Source organism: Adhaeribacter rhizoryzae, from assembly GCF_008629685.1.
Lineage (GTDB): Bacteria > Bacteroidota > Bacteroidia > Cytophagales > Hymenobacteraceae > Adhaeribacter > Adhaeribacter rhizoryzae.
Window position 1 is genome coordinate 235,177 of sequence record NZ_VWSF01000002.1, and the last position, 18,424, is coordinate 253,600.

18 protein-coding genes and 1 riboswitch are annotated in these 18,424 nt (G+C 43.0%); of the genes, 9 read left to right on the plus strand and 9 right to left on the minus strand.

Translation table 11 applies throughout. The features are described from left to right. The first annotated feature begins 113 nt into the window (after positions 1-113). Positions 114-995 (plus strand): transglutaminase-like domain-containing protein, encoded by an 882-nt coding sequence (locus F0145_RS04105; protein ID WP_150087031.1) that lies wholly within the window; start codon positions 114-116, stop codon positions 993-995. Between the two features lie 232 nt (positions 996-1,227). On the opposite strand, the gene F0145_RS04110 is transcribed toward F0145_RS04105, so the two are convergent. Further along, positions 1,228-1,773 (minus strand): thioredoxin-like domain-containing protein, encoded by a 546-nt coding sequence (locus F0145_RS04110; RefSeq protein ID WP_150087032.1) that lies wholly within the window; start codon positions 1,771-1,773, stop codon positions 1,228-1,230. Positions 1,774-1,777: 4 nt separating this feature from the next. Further along, the gene (locus tag F0145_RS04115; protein ID WP_150087033.1) at positions 1,778-2,434 is read right to left on the minus strand and encodes a 4'-phosphopantetheinyl transferase family protein; all 657 of its coding nucleotides are present in this window, start codon (positions 2,432-2,434) and stop codon (positions 1,778-1,780) included. Between the two features lie 134 nt (positions 2,435-2,568). Here F0145_RS04115 and F0145_RS04120 point away from each other — a divergent pair, with 134 nt between their 5' ends. From F0145_RS04120 to folB, 3 genes are read left to right on the plus strand one after another with little or no spacing between them, the layout of a single operon-like run. Next, the gene (locus F0145_RS04120) at positions 2,569-3,537 is read left to right on the plus strand and encodes a WD40 repeat domain-containing protein (RefSeq protein ID WP_150087034.1); all 969 of its coding nucleotides are present in this window, start codon (positions 2,569-2,571) and stop codon (positions 3,535-3,537) included. Then, positions 3,497-4,486, plus strand: coding sequence for a DivIVA domain-containing protein (locus F0145_RS04125; protein WP_150087035.1), 990 nt, complete (start codon positions 3,497-3,499; stop codon positions 4,484-4,486). The genes F0145_RS04120 and F0145_RS04125 overlap by 41 nt, the downstream gene beginning before the upstream one ends. A 7-nt stretch (positions 4,487-4,493) precedes the next feature. Next, a complete protein-coding gene (gene folB, locus F0145_RS04130; protein WP_150087036.1) occupies positions 4,494-4,850 on the plus strand; it encodes a dihydroneopterin aldolase in 357 nt (118 codons plus the stop codon). A 682-nt stretch (positions 4,851-5,532) separates the two neighbouring features. Here the strand turns inward: folB and meaB are convergent. Together meaB and F0145_RS04140 are read right to left on the minus strand one after the other, a co-directional pair. After that, complete coding sequence (gene meaB, locus F0145_RS04135; RefSeq protein WP_150087037.1) at positions 5,533-6,513, minus strand: methylmalonyl Co-A mutase-associated GTPase MeaB; 981 nt, start codon at positions 6,511-6,513, stop codon at positions 5,533-5,535. Positions 6,514-6,786: 273 nt separating this feature from the next. Then, on the minus strand, positions 6,787-7,935 hold the full coding sequence (locus F0145_RS04140; protein WP_150087038.1) for a YncE family protein: 1,149 nt from the start codon (positions 7,933-7,935) through the stop codon (positions 6,787-6,789). Positions 7,936-8,165: 230 nt separating this feature from the next. Between F0145_RS04140 and F0145_RS04145 the strand changes: the two genes are divergently transcribed. Together F0145_RS04145 and F0145_RS26075 are read left to right on the plus strand one after the other, a co-directional pair. After that, positions 8,166-8,369, plus strand: coding sequence for a hypothetical protein (locus F0145_RS04145; RefSeq protein WP_150087039.1), 204 nt, complete (start codon positions 8,166-8,168; stop codon positions 8,367-8,369). Positions 8,370-8,402: 33 nt separating this feature from the next. Beyond that, positions 8,403-8,573 carry a hypothetical protein gene (locus tag F0145_RS26075; RefSeq protein WP_190277466.1) on the plus strand — a complete coding sequence of 57 codons (171 nt, stop codon included), beginning with the start codon at positions 8,403-8,405 and terminating at the stop codon, positions 8,571-8,573. Positions 8,574-8,671: 98 nt separating this feature from the next. Here the strand turns inward: F0145_RS26075 and F0145_RS04150 are convergent, their stop codons facing one another. The 3 genes from F0145_RS04150 to F0145_RS04160 all read right to left on the minus strand — a co-directional run bounded on the left by F0145_RS04150 (position 8,672) and on the right by F0145_RS04160 (position 12,566). Further along, positions 8,672-9,754, minus strand: a complete 1,083-nt coding sequence (locus F0145_RS04150) for a DUF5074 domain-containing protein (protein ID WP_150087040.1) — start codon at positions 9,752-9,754, stop codon at positions 8,672-8,674. 33 nt (positions 9,755-9,787) lie between these two features. Beyond that, the gene (locus tag F0145_RS04155; RefSeq protein WP_150087041.1) at positions 9,788-11,695 is read right to left on the minus strand and encodes a TonB-dependent receptor; all 1,908 of its coding nucleotides are present in this window, start codon (positions 11,693-11,695) and stop codon (positions 9,788-9,790) included. A 102-nt stretch (positions 11,696-11,797) separates the two neighbouring features. Then, positions 11,798-11,998, minus strand: a riboswitch (cobalamin riboswitch). A 31-nt stretch (positions 11,999-12,029) separates the two neighbouring features. Further along, positions 12,030-12,566: a DUF4136 domain-containing protein gene (locus F0145_RS04160; protein WP_150087042.1), complete on the minus strand. Its 537-nt coding sequence runs from the start codon at positions 12,564-12,566 to the stop codon at positions 12,030-12,032. Between the two features lie 319 nt (positions 12,567-12,885). Between F0145_RS04160 and F0145_RS04165 the strand changes: the two genes are divergently transcribed. Beyond that, positions 12,886-13,488, plus strand: coding sequence for a DNA-3-methyladenine glycosylase (locus tag F0145_RS04165; protein WP_150087043.1), 603 nt, complete (start codon positions 12,886-12,888; stop codon positions 13,486-13,488). A 273-nt stretch (positions 13,489-13,761) separates the two neighbouring features. On the opposite strand, the gene F0145_RS04170 is transcribed toward F0145_RS04165, so the two are convergent. After that, positions 13,762-14,952 (minus strand): THUMP-like domain-containing protein, encoded by a 1,191-nt coding sequence (locus tag F0145_RS04170; protein WP_150087044.1) that lies wholly within the window; start codon positions 14,950-14,952, stop codon positions 13,762-13,764. 359 nt (positions 14,953-15,311) lie between these two features. Between F0145_RS04170 and F0145_RS04175 the strand changes: the two genes are divergently transcribed. Then, entirely contained in the window at positions 15,312-16,001 is a 690-nt protein-coding gene (locus F0145_RS04175) for a DUF4397 domain-containing protein (protein ID WP_150087045.1), read from the plus strand. 254 nt (positions 16,002-16,255) lie between these two features. Further along, positions 16,256-17,563, plus strand: coding sequence for an adenosylhomocysteinase (gene ahcY / locus F0145_RS04180; protein WP_190277467.1), 1,308 nt, complete (start codon positions 16,256-16,258; stop codon positions 17,561-17,563). 282 nt (positions 17,564-17,845) lie between these two features. On the opposite strand, the gene F0145_RS04185 is transcribed toward ahcY, so the two are convergent. Next, positions 17,846-18,277, minus strand: a complete 432-nt coding sequence (locus tag F0145_RS04185; protein WP_150087047.1) for a hypothetical protein — start codon at positions 18,275-18,277, stop codon at positions 17,846-17,848. Positions 18,278-18,424 lie beyond the last annotated feature (147 nt).

Genomic DNA, 18,424 nt, shown 5'->3' on the forward strand with positions numbered 1-18,424 from the left:
GACTGAAAATCTGAAACTGTAAACGCTTAGGGGAGTGGTTTAAATTTTTTCAGACCTAAATATTACTTCACCCTTTCGGATAATTATTAAACTTTTTAAAAGTAGCATTAAGCGTGACAAATAAAGAAATAAAGGCATTAATTTCCTTGCTGGAGGATGAAGACGAACATATAGCTTCGCACGTAGAGGAAAAAATTGTGTCGCTGGGCGAGCCCATTATTCCGTACCTGGAAGAAGAATGGGAATCGAGCATAAACCCCGAGGTGCAGAAGAAAATTGAAGAGCTGATTCATAAACTGCAGTACGATGGTCTCACAAGTAAATTTAAAAACTGGAAAGAAACCGGCGCGACTAACTTAACCGAAGGCATGTGGCTGGTGAACAGCTACCAGTATCCTGATGCTTCGCTGGAGAATATTAATAAAACCCTCGACCAGATTTATTACGAGGCCTGGCTGCACGTGCGCACCGATATGCACCCTTATGATCAGATAAAGGCGCTGAACCACGTCTTGTTTAAGGTTTATAAATTTTCGGCCAATACTAAAAATTTTCATTCGCCGGCCAATTCTATGCTGCACCTGGCCCTGGAAACCAAGCGCGGCAACCCGCTAACCCTTTGCGTAATTTATTTAACCATTGCGCAAAAACTGGGCTTGCCCATTTACGGTGTAAACCTGCCCAACTTGTTTATTTTAACTTACAAGCAAGAAAACTTTCAGTTTTATATAAACGTGTACAACAAAGGTTTAATGCTTTCCAAGGGCGATATTGATAATTATATTCTGCAACTAAACCTGAACCCGGTGGATATTTTTTACGAACCTTGTTCTAACCTGGATATTGTAAAACGGGCTTTGCGCAACCTGGCATTATCGTTCGAGAAAATGAATGAAGCCGAAAAAGCCGTGGAAGTAAATAAATTGCTGGATAGCATCACCGACGAAAGCACACCGGAAACTCCAGCTTCGGAAAACACCGAAGATGAAGAATAAATATTAATAAACAAGCTTAAATAAAACAAAAGCGGCCGCTGTAATTTACAGTGGCCGCTTTTGTTTTAGCTTTTATTATACCATTATAAAGCAAAACCTGCGCTTAAGTTTACATTATTGGTCATTATGAGCTTGTCGAAGGATCTATAACAGCATTTTAGATGTTTCGACAGGCTCAACATGACAGCAATAACTTAAGCGCATTAACCAATTGTTGATAGTATTATATGGGTTAAAATCGTTTTATCATACAACCCAACGCCCGCTTCTCAGATACCGCAACGGCCTTATTTGCTAGTACAGCATCCAGGGCATTGCGCAGATAAGGTTCTTTTACCGAACTTTCCAGTTGCGGATTATCATCAATAGCGCCTTTATATTTTAAAACAAAGCTGCCGTTTACGTTTTGCAACAAAAAGGCTTCGGGCGTTTTGGTGGCCCCAAACTGCTGGCTTATTTTCTGGCCGTTATCCGGCAAAAGTTTTAAGTTGGTATTGCCGCCGGCTGCGCTGTTGCCTTCTTCCATGCTAATAGCGGGGTTAATAAATAAGAAAGTTACACCTTTGGCTGCATAGTTACTTGCCAGTTGGCTTAACCGGTTTTCGTAGAGCCGCGAGTTGGGGCAACTCTGGTTTAAAAATATTACCGCCACGGCTTTGGTATTGCTGTAATCGGCCAGAATGGTAAAGTCTTTCACCGGTTGACCAATTCCGAGGCCTTGCGCCAGCAAAGAACCGGAAGTAGTTATGGTTAATAGTAGCAGTAGAAAATATTTCATGGTTTTAAATTATATGGTTTTGCTCGCCTACGCAATAGGTTAAAATATATTCTTCAGGCTTTTCGTAATGTACGGTGTAGGCTTTTTCAGCATCTGAAGTTTTAATCCGGGTGTTTAAGGTTCCGGCAGGTTGTAGCGCAAATGGCGCTATTAATATATTGTCTTTAAAAATAAGTTGTTTTTTGCTGTATAATTTATATAAAGTTTCTTTGGCGCTCCAGTAAACCAACGTTTTATGTAAGTCGCCGGCTGCATCGTTGCTTTCGGTGCTATTCATAAATTTATCGGCCACGCGCAAAACCTTTGGGCTAATAATTTCAATATCTATGCCAACTTTGTACTCAACCGATAAGATAACCGCCACGTGCCGGTGACTGTGGGTAATCGAAATTTGGTAAGCTTCGTCTTCAAAACCGGGTTTGCCATAATCGTTATTTTCCAGGGAAATAAAATTATTAGTGAATTTCCGGAGCAACGTATAAGCCAGAATCCGGCTGCTGAGCCACTGGGTTTGGCGGGTAACACTGGCAAATTCCGGAATAAACAGGTTGTTGCTGGTCAGGTTTAGTAAATTTTCGCGCAAACATTCCGGCGTTTCCGAAATTTCCCAAAAACCTATACAAGTAGTCGGGTTTATTTCCCGGATGTTCAGCAGCGCCATGGCAATTTTTTTACTCTTAATAAATAACCTTTTCCGGAGAGGCAATATTTTCGGATAGGTAAATATTGCACTTCTTTTAAGTTATTGCCGTACCTTTAAACCATTATTTTGGTTTTAAAAGCTTTAAAATTATTATGGGGAGTCCCATTACAGTTCAGAAAGTAGCCACCTTAACCGGTCACCAGGATTGCGTTTATACCCTGGAACCCGGCGAACAACCCAATATTTTTTATTCGACGGGCGGCGATGGCATGGTGGTGGCCTGGAACCTGGATAACCCGGAGCAAGGCGAATTAATAGCCCGTGTTTCTACCTCGGTGTACGCGTTGCGGTGGCTGCCCGAAACCAAATTGCTGCTGGTAGGCCACAACCAAAATGGCCTGCAGGTACTGGATGTAGCCGGTAAAAAAATAATAAAATCAATTGCTATAAGCGGCGGTGCATTTTTTGATATTGCCCATGCGCCTCATTTACAAAAAATATACGTGGGCACCACCAATGGCACCCTAACGGTGCTGGATAGCCAGGACTTTCAAGTACAGCAAACGATACAGTACAGCACCAAAAGTGTACGGAGCATTGCGGTAAATACCGATCGCGACGAACTGGCCGTGGGCTACAGCGATAATATTATCCGGATTTTAGATGCCAAAACGCTGGCTTTGAAGCAGGAATTGGAAGGGCACACCAATTCGGTATTTACCGTAGTTTATAGCCCCGATGGCCAGTATTTATTAAGCGGCAGCCGCGATGCGCATTTAAAAGTTTGGCAGGTTAACCAGGCTTACCAGGAATATGCCTCTATTATTGCCCATTTATTTACCATTAATAATATTGTGTTTAGTCCTGATGGTCAGTACTTTGCAACTTGCAGCATGGATAAATCGGTGAAAATCTGGGATGCCCGCACGTTCCGGTTGTTAAAGGTAATTGACAAAGCGCGGCACGCCGGGCACGGTACTTCGGTGAATAAATTATTTTGGCCGGCTCGGGTAAATTCGTTAGTTTCGTGTAGCGATGATCGTACTATTTCGGTTTGGGATATAAATTTTAGTTTGAGGTATGAAAATAACACCATTAGAGATTCGGCAAAAGACCTTTGAGAAAGCTTTCAGGGGATTAGATAAAGACGAAGTAAATGCTTTCTTGCTAACTTTATCGCAGCAATGGGAAAAATTGCAGGACGAAAATAAGGAGTTACGGTTTAAATTAGAATCGACGACCAAAGAAGTACAGAAAATGAAGGAGGTAGAATCTACGCTTTACCGCACCTTAAAAACCGCCGAAGATACCGGCAATAATTTGGTGGAGCAGGCTACCAAAGAGGCCACTTTACAAGTTAGAGAGGCTCAATTAAAATCGGAGCAACTGCTAAACGATGCCCGCTTAAAAGCCCGCAATATTATAGAAGATGCTTACAGCCAATCGGACAAAGCGGTTTCGGAAATGCAGCAGGAAGTAAAAACCTTGGAGCAGGAGCACCAGCGCCTCGAAAGTTACCTCGATAATTTATTGCGCGATCTGAGTAACCTGGCTACCGATGCCCTGGAAAAAGTAGAAAAAAATAAAGCTAAGCCGCGGCCAACGCTTTCGAGCATTTTGGCCAAAGCCGCCAATATTAAAGTAAAACGCGAAGATTTGGAGCGGGTATACCAAGATGTACCGTCGGCGATTACAGATACCCCGGCACCCGTTGAGGCACCTAAGAAAGCCCCGGAACCAGTGATTGTAAAAGAAGTGCCAGCCCCCACCGTAGTAGCCAGTATCGAACCTATTCAACCAATTCAACCTATTCAACCGGAAATTCCTTCGCCTACAACACCGGTACCCGATGTGCCGGCGCCCGAAATTGAGCGTCCGCGTCCGGATATTCCGGAAATACAGCCCGATAGAATTGAACGGCCTATGCCAGATATTCAGCCGGTGCAACCCGAAACCCCGGAAATACAGCCGCCCAATACCCAGCCGCAACCCAGCACTTTAGCGAATAATCCGCGGCCGGTTAGAGAAAAAGCATTAGCCGGCGGTTCTTTCTTCGACGATTTCGAATAATTCAGGCATGGGCAGAATTGCGCTGGAAGGCATGGAATTTTTTGCCTTTCATGGCTTTTACGACGAAGAACAAAAAATCGGCAATAAATACGGGGTAGATGTATTTATCTACACCGATTTACATGCTGCCGCTGAAACCGACGATTTACACCAAACGGTTAACTACGAAGTGGTTTATAAACTGGTGCTCGAAGAAATGACCAAACCGGCGCGTTTGCTGGAACATTTAGCTCACCGAATTATTGATCGGATTTACGCTAAGTTTCCGTTGATAAAAGGTGTAAAGATTAACGTTTATAAGTTTAATCCGCCATTGGGTGGTATTTGCCGTTTGGCTAAAGTTACTTTAAAAGAGAAAAGGTAATACAAGGAAGTTATTAACTGGTGTTACTCAAAATTAATTATATACTTCCTATCAGTTTCTGGAGTCCACACCTGTCATTCAGGAGGAACCTATTTGGTTATCTACTAAATAGGTTCCTCCTGAATAACAGGTGTGGATTACTTGAACCTCAATTTATTTAGCTGTAGCTAACATAATTTGTTAACTCTCTTTTTGAAAGATTCCATCTTTCAAGGCTGAGGTGCTAACCAATATTTTAGGTCTAAGTTTGCTCCCGGCCGCAGGGCCCCGTTTGGTCATTCGGGCTGCTCATCTTTCCTTTCCTCCTCCGTCGGAATGCTGCGCACCGGAAACCTGAAAGGCCCTCATCGCCCAAACTGATGTAGGCTGCTTCGTAGCTACTGCTTTTTCCGATTTAAACTTAGGGACAATACAAAATAGCATTTACCACCTATTATCTTATAAAAGTAACATCGTTGTCATCCTGAAAGGATCTTTTGTTTAGAAAGCAAAGTAGGCCCTATTGGTTTTACTGCCAGTTGCCTGTAAAAGCCTTTACAAAATAGCGCTTTCTAATATGACAGTAGAGATTTAACTTTATAAAGGGATTTAAGCAATTTGGTATAATATATCCTCGTGTAGTTTGCGCTGTATCTACTGGCTTTCTCACACTAAATTAATGTAGCTGGCTGTTCGCCAATTTTCAGAATAATTTTAGTAGGTCGTTTGCGGCTTTAAATGGGGTTATTTGGCCTTCCGCAACGCCTTTCTCCAGGTTGGGTAATTTTTCCTGAATTAATTTATTATTGAAAAACTTTTCTTCCAGGGCATGGCGGATAGTCTGGTGTAGCCAGTGCAGGTTTTGTTCTTTGCGCTTGCGCTCAAAATGGCCGCTGTTTTGGGTTAAGGTTAAATATTCCTGCATCATTTGCCAGATAGCATCAATGCCCGTGTTTTCGAGGGCAGAGCAAAGCGTTACCCGCGGATTCCAGCCCGAGGGATTAGACGGAAATAAATGCAGTGCGTGCTGGTACTCGGCGCGGGCACTTTTGGCTTTTTGCAAATTATCACCATCGGCTTTGGTAATGGTTAGTCCGTCGGCCATTTCCATGATGCCTTTCTTAATACCTTGCAGTTCGTCGCCCGCACCGGCTAAAAGCAATAACAGGAAAAAATCGACCATGCTGTGCACCGCCGTTTCGGATTGGCCCACCCCCACGGTTTCAATAATAATTACGTTAAAGCCGGCGGCTTCGCAAAGCAAGAGTGCCTCGCGGGTATTACGGGCCACGCCACCCAACGACTTACCGGCTGGCGAAGGCCGGATGTAAGCAGCGGGATTATTTGCCAGGGAAGCCATCCGGGTTTTATCGCCCAGAATACTGCCGCCCGAACGCTGACTGGTGGGATCTACGGCCAGAACCGCCACTTTTTTATTTTGCTGCTGAATTAAATAATTGCCGAAAGCCTCAATAAAAGTACTTTTACCTACGCCCGGCGAGCCGGTAATACCCAGCCGCACAGAATTGCCGGTATGGGGTAACAGCCGGTTTATGACGCTTTGGGCTAATTCCTGGTCAGAGGGCAACGTGCTTTCTACCAATGTTATAGCCCGGCTCAATACCACCCGGTCACCTGCCAAAATCCGGTCTACATACTGATCAACGTAAAAGCGTTTTACCAAGCGGAGTGTCTTTTGTTTTAGATATTATACTACTATTAATTGGTTAATGTGCTTACATTATTGTACTCCTATTGAGCTTGTCGAAATAGCTGATTTTAATTTACAATGCTGTTATAGATCCTTCGACAAGCTCAGGATGACCAAAATTCGTTTTTAAGTACATTTTTTATTCGATAGGGGTATTAGTCATAAACAAATTAAATATTTGCTGAAAATTACATAAATCTTTACAGTGGAGAATAAAAATGAATATTTATTAAACGAATATTGGGTCTACTCCGCCGGGGCTTTATGTAAGTGGCTGAAGTAACTCGTAACAAAATTAGGTAAACCCAACTTACATTTTCGTTCTCCCAGCGAAAGGCCCTGATCTACGTACCGGCACGACCAACCTCCGGCATTAGGCAAATGAATAACGCCCAAATAATTCTGGTCTTGGCGGGCCAGGTAAATTTTACCGTCGGGGGCTAGTTGTAGGGCCCCAATTTTATCGCTTTGGGAAGTAGCAATTAAAATGGCCGAATTATTAATGGCTAATTTATTGCCGGCATTTAAATTAAATTGCCAGAGCTGCGGATCTACGCCGGCAATGCCGTTGGTAGTGCCATATAATTTACTGCCGTCCGGCGAAAACTCCAGGCCATACGCTTCGGGGTAAGGCTCTATGGTTATGCGGTTCGATAACTTACCGGAGGCATTATCAAAATCAAAAACTTCGAAACGGTTAAAATCGCGCCAAACGGCTACCCCAATTTTACGACCATCCGGCGAGGCTTTCATGCAGCCAATGGCAGCGCTGCCTTTGCCCCGGTAAGTGGTGCCAATATTAGTAGTTACCGGGTCTATGCTGACGCCTTTTTCAGAAACCAGGTAAGCAACAAACGCATCGGAATTCCACTTATGCGCAATTACCCAAAAATCGCGGTTGTTCTGGTGTTTAACGGCCGTTATTTTCTCGGCAATAGGCGAAGTCTTAAATATATTCTTATCCATTACGTCGCCTAAGCCATTTTGGCGGTTCATATCTACCAGCGAATAGCGTAACCCATAAGCTTGCGATTGCAAATCGGTGGTGAAAATATAATAAAAATTGCTGCTGCCGGGTTTGGGCACTATAATGGCCGATTGCGTAGAAGAGCGGTGACCCATTAATTTATTGCCATTGGGCATTTGGCGGTGGTTCCGGTTCCAGACGTAAAGGCCATTGGTATAAAACAACAATTTGCCTTCGCTGTCGGAAATAACGGCACAGCCTTCCTCGGTATTCATTTGGCTGTGCGTAATGGGTACCGGATTACCGTTACTAAAGTCTAGGCCGGCTTTTTGGCCAAAATACCAGATGTTCGTTTCTTTTTGCGCGGAAACTTTTGGGTTCAGGAAAATATAACAGCTTATAAAAAAGCAAAGTCTTAGCCACCTCATTATACAAATTTAATTAGCTGTTCAAATAAATCAAGGTTAAGTCTATAACTTATCGTGTCTTAAGAAATATTGCCTTAAAACAGCCAGGAGGATGCAGGGCATGGTTACCAATAATAATTAAATTTTAACTATACTGGTTTTAATAAAAACGATAATTGCCTATATTTATTTATAATCGTTTGCAAGAGAAATTTCGTCAGCCACCAGCTATATAAATAAAAGCGCACAGCATGAAAACAGAATTATATAATTCAATGGGTGTGGTTTTCTTTTCGACGGAGTATGACCACCGCCACCATTGGGTTTATAATTACTGGAAAGGCTACCAGACTTTTGATAACGTAGTAGCAGGGGCCAATGCCTGCCTGGCCAAATTGCAGGAAAACCAGAGCAGTCGCATTTTAAACGATAACAGCCAGGTTTCGGGCCCCTGAGATCATGCCAATCCCTGGATTAGAAAAGAATGGATGCCGCAAGCCATTAAAGCCGGATTAAGGTATTTTGCCCACGTGGTTACGCCTAACACCCTGGCCGAAATGTCGGCTAAAGACATGCACCGCAATGCGGCGGGAATATTTGAGATGCGGGTCTTTAGCGATTTACGCGAAGCCCGGGCCTGGTTAATTGAACTGGAATAAATAGAAAAACAAAAGCCACCCAGCAGGTGACTTTTATTCATTAAACAACAAAAAACAACAAACAAGCTTGCAATTATTTATTAGTTAAGGTTAATATTTTACCGGAATAAAAAAGAATTCGGGCCAATAGCTACCTGAAAAGAATCTAAAGGCGTGCCATTGGGGTTAAAGCGAACAACTTTGCCGTTAGCGGTAAAAAAGCCAGCATCGGCGCCGTAAATAAGATCTGTAGCAGGGTCTACGTCTAAGCCATAGAAGTTGCGGTTTAAGAGGGCATTGGTAGGTAAAGCAGTTGCTGCAATATCGAACTGGTAAATTTTGCCGGCGTAGCGGTAGTATAATATATTTTTAGCGCCATTAATCTTGAGTTGGCCCGGTGAATCTTTGCGGGAGGCAAAAGGTAAATTTAGCTCTATGGCATTATTGACAGGGTTCAGGCGGATGAGGCTGCCCGCCGTACTTTGGCTTTCGTTAACGGTAAAATCAGGGTTATAAACTTTTTTACCGCCGGCCAGCACCCAAATTTTATTATTCCTATCCAGTACTAAACTGTTCGGCGAATAAGCCAGGGTAACAGTGGTTTCCAGTGCATCGGTGCCGGCATTAATGATAGAAATGGTATTTTCGCTGCCGTTAACCACATAAACTTTGTTGTTAAAAATAATTAAGTTTTCGGGCATTAAGCCAACTTCTATGGTTTTGGTTACGGTAGTGGTATTTAAATCTATTACCGAAACCCGGCCTTTACTGCCGTAATTTACCCATTCGGTTACGTAGCCTTTATTATTAACAGCAGCAAAGTAACGGGGCATGGCCAAGCCCGAAATAGTACCCAAACTCCCAAAGGTATTTATATCTACTACTTCTACTTTATTGCTGTTATTAATTATTAGGTAAGCCCGATTGTTATGCGCGGCCATTGATTGGGCTACATCGCCGAGCGGGCGGTTGTTTACGGTTTTAAAAATATCGGGCACTACCGTTTTTGTGTCGCGGTCGAAAAAGCTAACGGCGCTGTTGCCTTTCTGGAAATTACCTTCATTTAAAATAAAAACGCCTTTTTCGTAGGCGCCTTTGGGGGCAGCCGGACTAGAATCGGGATCGCAGGCGGTAAAAAAGAGCGCAGTGCTTGCCAGTACAACATGCAGGAAAAAGCGTTTAACAGGGTGTGGGTTTTTCATAATTTTAGTAAGCGTAAATAAAAATATAGGGGGTTAATTAAATTTAAAGCGCAGGCTTAGTCCGTAGTTTCGTTGGGGCATGGCGTAATATTCCATGGTTTGGTATACCTGGTTAGTGGCATTATTTATTTTACCTATTACCTGAAACTGGTAGCGTTGAAACATAAAAGTTTTGCCTACCATCAGGTTTAGCAAAGCAAAAGAAGGTAGCCAGCGGTCGTTTTCGGCGGTAGTATAACGGTAACCGGTAAAATTTAAGTTAGCCGAGCCCAGCCAGTTTTTATGATAAATATTGCCGAAAGCAGTAGCCGTGTGTTTGGGCACGTAAATTAATTGTTGGTTAAGCGGCTCGCCGGAAGCCTGGTAGCTTTTTTGTTGTTCGGTATGGGTATAAGCATAATTACTGCCCGCCGTTAATTTAATAGTCTGCATCTGGTAAGCAACTTCGGTGCTGAGTTCTACGCCCCGGCTAAGGACTTTTTTCAGATTTTGCGGCTGCCATTGCCCAATTAAATTCGGTATCCATTGTATCCAGTTATCTACAGCCAGGTGGTAAAGTGTGGCTTCGGTGCTGATCTGGAGCTGTTCTTTTTTAAGCTGATGTTTTAAGCCCGTCTCGTAACTCCAGCTAGCTTCCGGAATTAAATTAAGGTTGCCCGTTGGCCAGAACCGGTCGTTGAGCGTGGATACCCGGTAGCCCCGGCTAATATTTCCTTTTAAGACTAAACTATTAACCGGGTTGTTCTTTAAATAATAATTAAAACCTACCGTGGGTGCCAGCGGCGGATTAAAGCCGCTGATAATTGCTTGCCGTAAGTTGGCGCTAAGTTGCAGCCGCGGAAAAATATTGTAACGCAGCCAGGTAAATATTGCCGCGCGTTTTTCCGAAACTTCCCGACCATAACTCGCTACATCTGCCGCAAAATATTGCGCCTCGCCGCCTACTTTTAAACTTAATTTTTCTTTTAGCAATACCGCGTGTTCGGCTTGCGCCTGGTACGTTTGCACTTTTGTAACGGAATTGTTATTATCGTCCTGGTAATGCATGAAATCATTAAAAAAAGCCGCCTTTACGGCGGTGTTGCCTAGGGCAGATTGGTGTTGCCACGAAGTCATGAGCCGCAGGTTTTCGTTTTGCAAGCGGGCGTGGGTATTGGCAACTACCATGTTAGGCTGACTTTCGTTGTCGTTAAAGGCATACCAACCGTGAAAGCCAAATGTGTTGCGGCTATTTAGCTTAAAAGTAGCATCCTGGGTAAATCCGCGGCCAGTTAAAGAAGCGTTTTCCTGTTTTTCGGTAGGGCTGCCAAATTTGGTAATATTCCGGAATTTAAAATTGTTTTGGGCCTGACGCTGGTAAATATTGGTTTGCAGGTTTAGTTTGGCATTGCCGTAACCACCGCCCAAACTGGTATAACTGTAACCAAAAGAGCCAAAATCCTGTTGCGCCTGCAATTGTAAGCCGGTGGGTTGATCTTCTGAAGAAGTTAATAAAATAGCGCCGCCAATAGCACCCGTACCATAAGTTGCCCCAGCCGACCCGTGTTGAATAGTAGCCTGGTTAAAACTATTAACCGGAATAATCGAGAAATCGGTTAGCCCCAGGGTTGGGGTGTTAATATTAAAGCCGTGCCACAAAACAGCCGTTTGGCTGGCCGAAGTACCCCGGAAGGCCGCGGTAGCCAACATGCCTTGCCCGTAAGTTTTCAGGTAAATAGGTGTCCGGAACTGGAGTACTTCGGCGAGCGTGCTATTATTTTGCAGGTGCAGAAAGGCGCTATCGAGGGTAGTAACCCGGCTGCCGGCGGCGTACCGGGTAACGGGTTGGCCAAAAACCTGCACTTCGCGTAAATCTTTGCCGCGCAGCGAATCGGTTTGGGCCTGCGCACCCGGAAGGCCCAGCCAATAGAACAGAAAAGAAAAATATACCCAGCGCGCCATTTTTTAAACAAAAGTTTAAACTAAAAGCCAGGGTGTAAAGAGCTGTGTTAACGAGAAGAAAAATATCCTGCAGAAACATTCGCCGCTTTTTACCCGAAAGCTTGAATTAAAAAACAGATGGCAGGTCTCCTGGCTCTCTTCGGTTAGTTTGGCCTTCCCATTCTGGTTACAGAACAGTGGCTAAAAGAGTAAACTAACTATTTAGGAAGATTACAGTTGCGGGAACAGCCCAGGTATTACACCTGATTCCCTTTTAAGATAAGCCCGGCAAGGCACCGGATTTATCACCAATCTGGCGGCAAAGGTAATTAAAATTATAAGAAATAATAATTGTTTAGAGCTGCGTAAATAATTTGGCTACGCCCGCTTCTACGGTTTTCTGGAGTTTCGCTTCTTTTTTAGGTACAACGGCCTGGGCCGCACCCTTCCAAACCAATAAATTTTTCTCGGCGTCTACCAGGTGCACCGTAACCGTGCCTTCGTGGTAGCGGCCTACTTCTACTTCCTGACTTTTCCAGGAATACCGGCGCTGACCAATGTAGCGGGGCGCATCTGTGCGGAAATCGGTTTGGCGGGTTTGTACTTTCTCGCGGGTTACAACCCCAATATTAACGAGCAAATCCGGGTTAGTTGGGTTTAAGCTAAGGCCTTTGCGGGCTAGTTCCTGCTGAATACTTTGTTTTAAAATATTAATCCGATTGGTATAATCGGCATCGTTATTTTCCGATTCGGTAGTTACTTCGTAAAAATTAAAGGTTTTGTAGTTAGTTAACGCAAAGCCGGGCATCGAATCGGTATTTAAAATACGTACCGGAGCGGAACAGGCCGCCAACCATAATAAACCCAATAATATTAATTTAATATTTTTCATAGTTGTATGTTTTGTTTTTGCCGGCGTTTTTGGGTGCGGCTTAATTATAAAAAGGTTAAACGGAAGCGGTTGGTTTTTGGGTTTGAGCAATTGTTTAAGCTTAATCAATTGCCAGAAAAAGGTTTAGAACCAGAATATTGGAGCGAATTACATTGGCGCGTTCGCGGCGATTGCTTTTTTAGCCTTAGGTAGGTTTATGCTGTACGCACCGGTAATATTTATTCAGGCATACGCCCGATGATTAGCTAAATACAATCTTCTCTACAACAAATGCGTATTCCGGAATATTCTTTTAAGCAGCTTATCCTTTTTTATTTGCATGACGAAACTGCCCCTTACTTTTTATACCCGCCCAGATGTGGTGCAGATTGCCCGGGAACTTATTGGAAAATATTTATTTACGCGGATTGATGGTGTTTTAACCGGCGGCATGATAGTGGAAACCGAAGCTTATTGCGGCGAAAACGACCTGGCTTGCCATTCCCATTCGGGTAGGCGCACTGCCCGCACCGAGATTATGTTTCACGAAGGCGGTGTGGCTTATACCTATTTAATTTACGGCATTTATAACTTGTTTAATATTATTACCAATGTAGCCGATAAAGCAGATGCGGTTTTAATCCGGGCCATTGAACCCACCGAAGGAATACCCGAAATGCTGCTGCGGCGCAAGCTCGACAGCCCCGGCTACAAATTAACGTCTGGTCCTGGGTTAGTTACCATGGCGCTAGGCATTACCACCAAACACTACGGCACCAATTTAACCGGCAACCTCATCTGGCTCGAAGACAAGCAACAAAATATTCCGGATGAACAAATAATAGCCAGCCCGCGGGTAGGGGTGGCTTATGCCGGCGCTGATGCTTTGCTGCCCTGGCGTTTCCGGGTGAAAGGTAGCAAATGGACCAGTAAAGCAAAGTAAGTTTTAGCGGTTAAGCTTTGGGAGTAGGGTTGTGGTGGGTAGCTATAGTTGTAAACTGCTTACTTGAACTTAAGTGCTAGTGGGTGTAGCTAGTTTTCTGGTTTACGCCAATCTGAGATTGGCTTTACAAAAATGCGGAGAGTTCGCGCCAGCGGTCTCTCCGCATAACGGGAAACTCCACGCATAAGCTGGGTACACTTATAACTCCTGTGTCAAATTGCTATTACAAATAATTGAAAGTTCTTCAATAGAAGAGAAATAATTGTTTTCTGTTCAAGCTTTCTCACAAACCAATATTACTGGCTTCTGGTTTAAATCGGCAGTGGCAAACAGGTAAATATTGCCTCCTTCTTTTATGCCAGTTTTTTTCCGGATTTGGGCTACTGTTTCGGGAAAGTTGCGCACGGTAATATTGGCTTTTTTTTCGGGTAGTTGCAGCAGGAGATCTTTTTTCTGGTAACGGCTAATATTTTTTAACCGAAATACGCGGCCAGGAAAACTGTTAACTAAATTATCAGAAGTATACACCTGGCTATTGCGGTGTAATTTATTTAACCCATACGCCTGGGCCAACGCTTTAAAGCCGCCGCTTTTCAGGATAGCCGCATTGGGTTCGTAAATATAAGCTTGGGGCAGGCTGTAGGTTACAGTTGCGTTTTCTTCATCGGCGTAGTTAAACGTAAAATTTTGGTCGGTTTTGGTGGATAATATATTGTGGGTTACTAATACGGGGTTGGTGTTAGCGGCAGTTGTTAGGTGGTATAGAACTTCTTTGCACTCGTTTTCTACGGCTATTATGTATATTTTTTGTACCTGCCCTAAATCCTGAATGGCCTGGTGAATATCCAGCATGGGCGAAGTTTTTAAAAGAATATTTGCTGCTTTCTGCAACAGCAAAGGCAATATTTCCAGCACATTGGGTTCGCAATCTGGCAGTTGGTGTACTTTTTGGTTTTGGTTGTCGCGGCGGGCCGGATCCAGGTAAATCCAGTCGGCGGTGCCGGTATAAGTTTGCAGAAAAGTTGCGGCTTCAGCCGATTGGAAGGTAATATTTTCAGCTCCTAAAACGTGGGCGTTATGCGCCGCAATAACAGCCAGTTCATGAAAGCGTTCTACATAAATAACCTGCTTTACTTTTTTTGAGAAAAAATAACTATCAATACCAAAGCCGCCGGTTAAATCTATTAAAATATTGCCCGCGACTAAATTGGCTTTAAAAGCGGCTGTTGTTTCGGAAGAACTTTGTTCAACAGATATTGATTTTGGGTAAACAATATTTAAGTTCTGGTGCCAGGTGGGTAGCTTTTGCTTTATTTTTTGGCGGGCCTGAATATAATGTGCCAGTTCTTTTAAAGGCAAATGCCGGAACTGCTTGCCTTGCAACAGCAGTTGGGCTGTATTTTCTTCTTCGTGTTGTTTTATAAATTCCTGTTCTGCTAAAGTAAGCGGCTTTACGTCGGCCATTTTATTTTTTTATAATGCTTAAGCTATTTTAAGTAAAATCTACCACTAAAGTTAAGCGCATTTCTAATAGTTATTCCCAAAGAATATTTTATTTAATTACTGCGAATGCTACAGCAATACGGGTTAGGTAGAAAGATTTTAAAATTAATTGGTTTTTATGCTCGCGTAACTTCAGTTCCTAATACTACCCAAAATTACGCTTATAACCGGGTTCTGAATGTAAATGATCATTAACCATAAAAAAGCAAGCTTATATTTATTCAAATAATTTGTTTAAAATTTTTAAATAAATATTAAACAAAATAATTACCTGCCAGTTATAATCTTGTTGTTAATATTTCTAATTAAAAAATAAGATTATGAAAAAATGGATTAAACTTTTGTCGCTGGTAATTTTTCCGGCTTTATTCTTAACTGCTTGTGACGACGACGATAATACTGATGCGATGACCTCCCAAGCCCGGGTGATGGTAGTACACGCTTCGCCGAATGCGCCAGCCGTAGATGTATTGGTAGATGATAAAAAAGTTAATTCTGCCGCGTTGACTTTCCCCAATAATTCGGGTTACCTAGCCGTAATGGCCGGACAGCGTAATTTAAAAGTAAATGCCGCCGGTACTACCACCTCGGTTATTAATGCCAATGCTAACCTGGAGGCGAATAAAAATTATTCGGTATTTGCTATTAACAACCTGGCTAACATAGAAGCTTTGGTTTTGAACGATAATTTAACTGCTCCGGCTTCGGGCAAAGCCCACGTCCGGTTTGTGCATTTATCGCCGGATGCACCTGCTGTAGATATTGCGGTTAAAAACGGACCGGTTTTGTTTAGTAACCGCAGTTTTAAATCGGCTAGCGATTTTACCCCGGTAGATGCTACCACTTATAACCTGGAAGTAAGATTAGCCGGTACCAATACCGTAGTGCTGGATTTACCCGGCGTAGCCTTGCAAAACGGCAAAATATACACGGTGTTTGCCCGCGGCTACGTAGCGCCACCAGCCGGTAATACCAATACTTTGGGTGCTCAGGTAATCGTAAATAATTAAACAACTGTTTTTTGTTGTAAGAATAAAACTCCGCCGGTTTTCTGCCGCGCGGAGTTTTTAGTTTTATTCTGTGCACATTAAACTCTTTTGTTTTACTTTTGTTATGATGCTGGTTCTTAATAGGTTTTATCTTGTTTTAAATAAATTAACCAGAACCAGGATAACCCGGAAATAATATTCAATTGTCTGTATATATGAGCCTTTGCAGTTCAGAACCTAATTTCGTAAATTCGCATCTTAAAAAGATAAAAACAATGGTTGAGACTTTCGTAAACTACAAAGTAAAAGACATAACGCTGGCCGAGTGGGGCCGGAAAGAAATAAAATTGGCTGAGGCCGAAATGCCGGGTTTAATGGCTATCCGGGAAGAATTTGGCGCTTCCAAGCCTTTGGCTGGCGCCCGTATTGCCGGTTGCTTGCACATGACCATTCAAACTGCGGTACTAATCGAAACCTTGATTGAACTGGGTGCCGAAGTTACTTGGTCTTCTTGTAATATTTTCTCTACCCAGGACCACGCTGCGGCTGCTATTGCTGCTGCCGGTATTCCGGTTTACGCCTGGAAAGGCATGAACGAAGAAGAGTTTGACTGGTGTATTGAGCAAACTTTATTTTTCGGTGAAGACCGTAAGCCTTTAAACATGATTCTGGACGATGGCGGTGATTTAACCAACATGGTACTGGATCGTTACCCCGAATTAGCTGCTGATATTAAAGGTATTTCGGAAGAAACTACTACTGGCGTACACCGTTTATACGAACGCGTGAAAGCTGGCACTTTGCCACTGCCCGCTATCAACATCAACGACTCGGTTACCAAATCTAAATTCGATAACAAATACGGCTGTAAAGAATCTTTAGTAGATGCTATCCGCCGCGCTACCGACGTGATGATGGCCGGTAAAGTAGCGGTAGTAGCTGGTTACGGCGACGTAGGAAAAGGTTCGGCTGCTTCGTTGCGCGGTGCTGGTGCCCGCGTAATTGTTACCGAAATTGACCCAATTTGTGCTTTACAAGCCGCTATGGATGGTTTTGCCGTTCGGAAAATGGAAACTGCTATTAAAGAAGCCGACATTGTGGTAACTGCTACCGGTAACTGCGATATTATCCGCGAGGAGCATTTCCGCGCCTTGAAAGACAAAGCGATTGTTTGTAACATTGGTCACTTCGATAACGAAATTGATATGGCTTGGTTAAACAATAACTACGGCAGTACCAAAGACGAAATCAAACCGCAGGTAGATATGTATACCATCGATGGCAAAAACGTGATTGTACTGGCCGAAGGTCGTTTGGTAAACTTAGGCTGTGCTACCGGTCACCCATCGTTTGTAATGTCTAACTCTTTCACTAACCAGGTATTGGCTCAGTTAGAGTTATGGACCAACAACGCTGCTTACGAAAACAATGTTTACACTTTGCCTAAGCATTTAGATGAGAAAGTAGCGCGCCTGCACTTAGCTAAAATTGGCGTAGAACTGGAAGAACTGAACGAAAAACAAGCCAGCTACATTGGCGTAGATGTTCAAGGTCCTTTCAAACCAGAATATTACCGTTATTAATTTTTGTGGATTACATAAATAAAACAGAAAAGCCAGGCATTTGCTTGGCTTTTCTGTTTTATTTATATTGATTTTTGGAATAATATCACTTGGTAATATTCCCGCCGTGTCAGGTGTTATCACCTGACACTTCTCTTTGATGCTGTACGGATAATAGTTTGCCAGAATATTATCGGCCATTAAAGAACTTTATTCAGATTAAATAATGTCAGGTGATAACACCTGACATGGTGAAAAGAATTCTAAAAAGAGAAAGCCAGGTATTTGCCTGGCTTTCTCTTTTTAATCCCAATCGTCCCAATCATCTGAGTTATCCGGGCAGGGTAGTTCCGAAACGCTTTTTACCATCATCTGCGGAACATTATATGGTACATAAATGGCCGCGCAAGGTCCCGAATCTTTCTCTGCTTCTTTTGCGAGCCGGATAGTAAAGTAAAATGTTTTTCCAGGTTGATTGAATTCAGGTGGCAAATTATTTAGCTGCACCACATTTTCTACTTCTTGTGTGCCATCTCCAACCGGCACCTTAACCCCTATTCTTATACCGGGTGTTAATACTTGTACAACCGGGTTTCGGCCGCAATTGTAATCTATTATTTTACCATTTACACAAAGGCTAATTAGGTCTCCGGTGAGTAAATCTTCTTTCTCGGTGCAACTAAAAGTGCTTAAGCCAATCATGCTTAGTAAAGCAAAGCGTATTAATTTTTTCATGTTAGGGTGTGATGTTGGTACAGGTAAGAGCCAATATTTTACCCAGCGGTTGCATAACAAAAAATTAACTGATGATAAAAATATTAACTCTTAAACTGTTTAAAAGGCTATGGTGTCCATTCCTGTCATTCAGGAGGAAACTTGTTG

Coding starts and splice junctions, on each gene's coding strand:
- F0145_RS04175 (WP_150087045.1), top strand. CDS start 15,312: ATGAAAAAATGGATTAAACTTTTGTCGCTGGTAATTTTTCCGGCTTTA.
- F0145_RS04160 (WP_150087042.1), bottom strand. CDS start 12,566: ATGAAAAATATTAAATTAATATTATTGGGTTTATTATGGTTGGCGGCC.
- F0145_RS04120 (WP_150087034.1), top strand. CDS start 2,569: ATGGGGAGTCCCATTACAGTTCAGAAAGTAGCCACCTTAACCGGTCAC.
- ahcY (WP_190277467.1), top strand. CDS start 16,256: ATGGTTGAGACTTTCGTAAACTACAAAGTAAAAGACATAACGCTGGCC.
- F0145_RS04140 (WP_150087038.1), bottom strand. CDS start 7,935: ATGAGGTGGCTAAGACTTTGCTTTTTTATAAGCTGTTATATTTTCCTG.
- F0145_RS04185 (WP_150087047.1), bottom strand. CDS start 18,277: ATGAAAAAATTAATACGCTTTGCTTTACTAAGCATGATTGGCTTAAGC.
- F0145_RS04110 (WP_150087032.1), bottom strand. CDS start 1,773: ATGAAATATTTTCTACTGCTACTATTAACCATAACTACTTCCGGTTCT.
- folB (WP_150087036.1), top strand. CDS start 4,494: ATGGGCAGAATTGCGCTGGAAGGCATGGAATTTTTTGCCTTTCATGGC.
- F0145_RS04145 (WP_150087039.1), top strand. CDS start 8,166: ATGAAAACAGAATTATATAATTCAATGGGTGTGGTTTTCTTTTCGACG.
- F0145_RS04165 (WP_150087043.1), top strand. CDS start 12,886: ATGACGAAACTGCCCCTTACTTTTTATACCCGCCCAGATGTGGTGCAG.
- F0145_RS04170 (WP_150087044.1), bottom strand. CDS start 14,952: ATGGCCGACGTAAAGCCGCTTACTTTAGCAGAACAGGAATTTATAAAA.
- F0145_RS04150 (WP_150087040.1), bottom strand. CDS start 9,754: ATGAAAAACCCACACCCTGTTAAACGCTTTTTCCTGCATGTTGTACTG.
- F0145_RS04125 (WP_150087035.1), top strand. CDS start 3,497: ATGAAAATAACACCATTAGAGATTCGGCAAAAGACCTTTGAGAAAGCT.
- F0145_RS04115 (WP_150087033.1), bottom strand. CDS start 2,434: ATGGCGCTGCTGAACATCCGGGAAATAAACCCGACTACTTGTATAGGT.
- F0145_RS04155 (WP_150087041.1), bottom strand. CDS start 11,695: ATGGCGCGCTGGGTATATTTTTCTTTTCTGTTCTATTGGCTGGGCCTT.
- F0145_RS26075 (WP_190277466.1), top strand. CDS start 8,403: ATGCCGCAAGCCATTAAAGCCGGATTAAGGTATTTTGCCCACGTGGTT.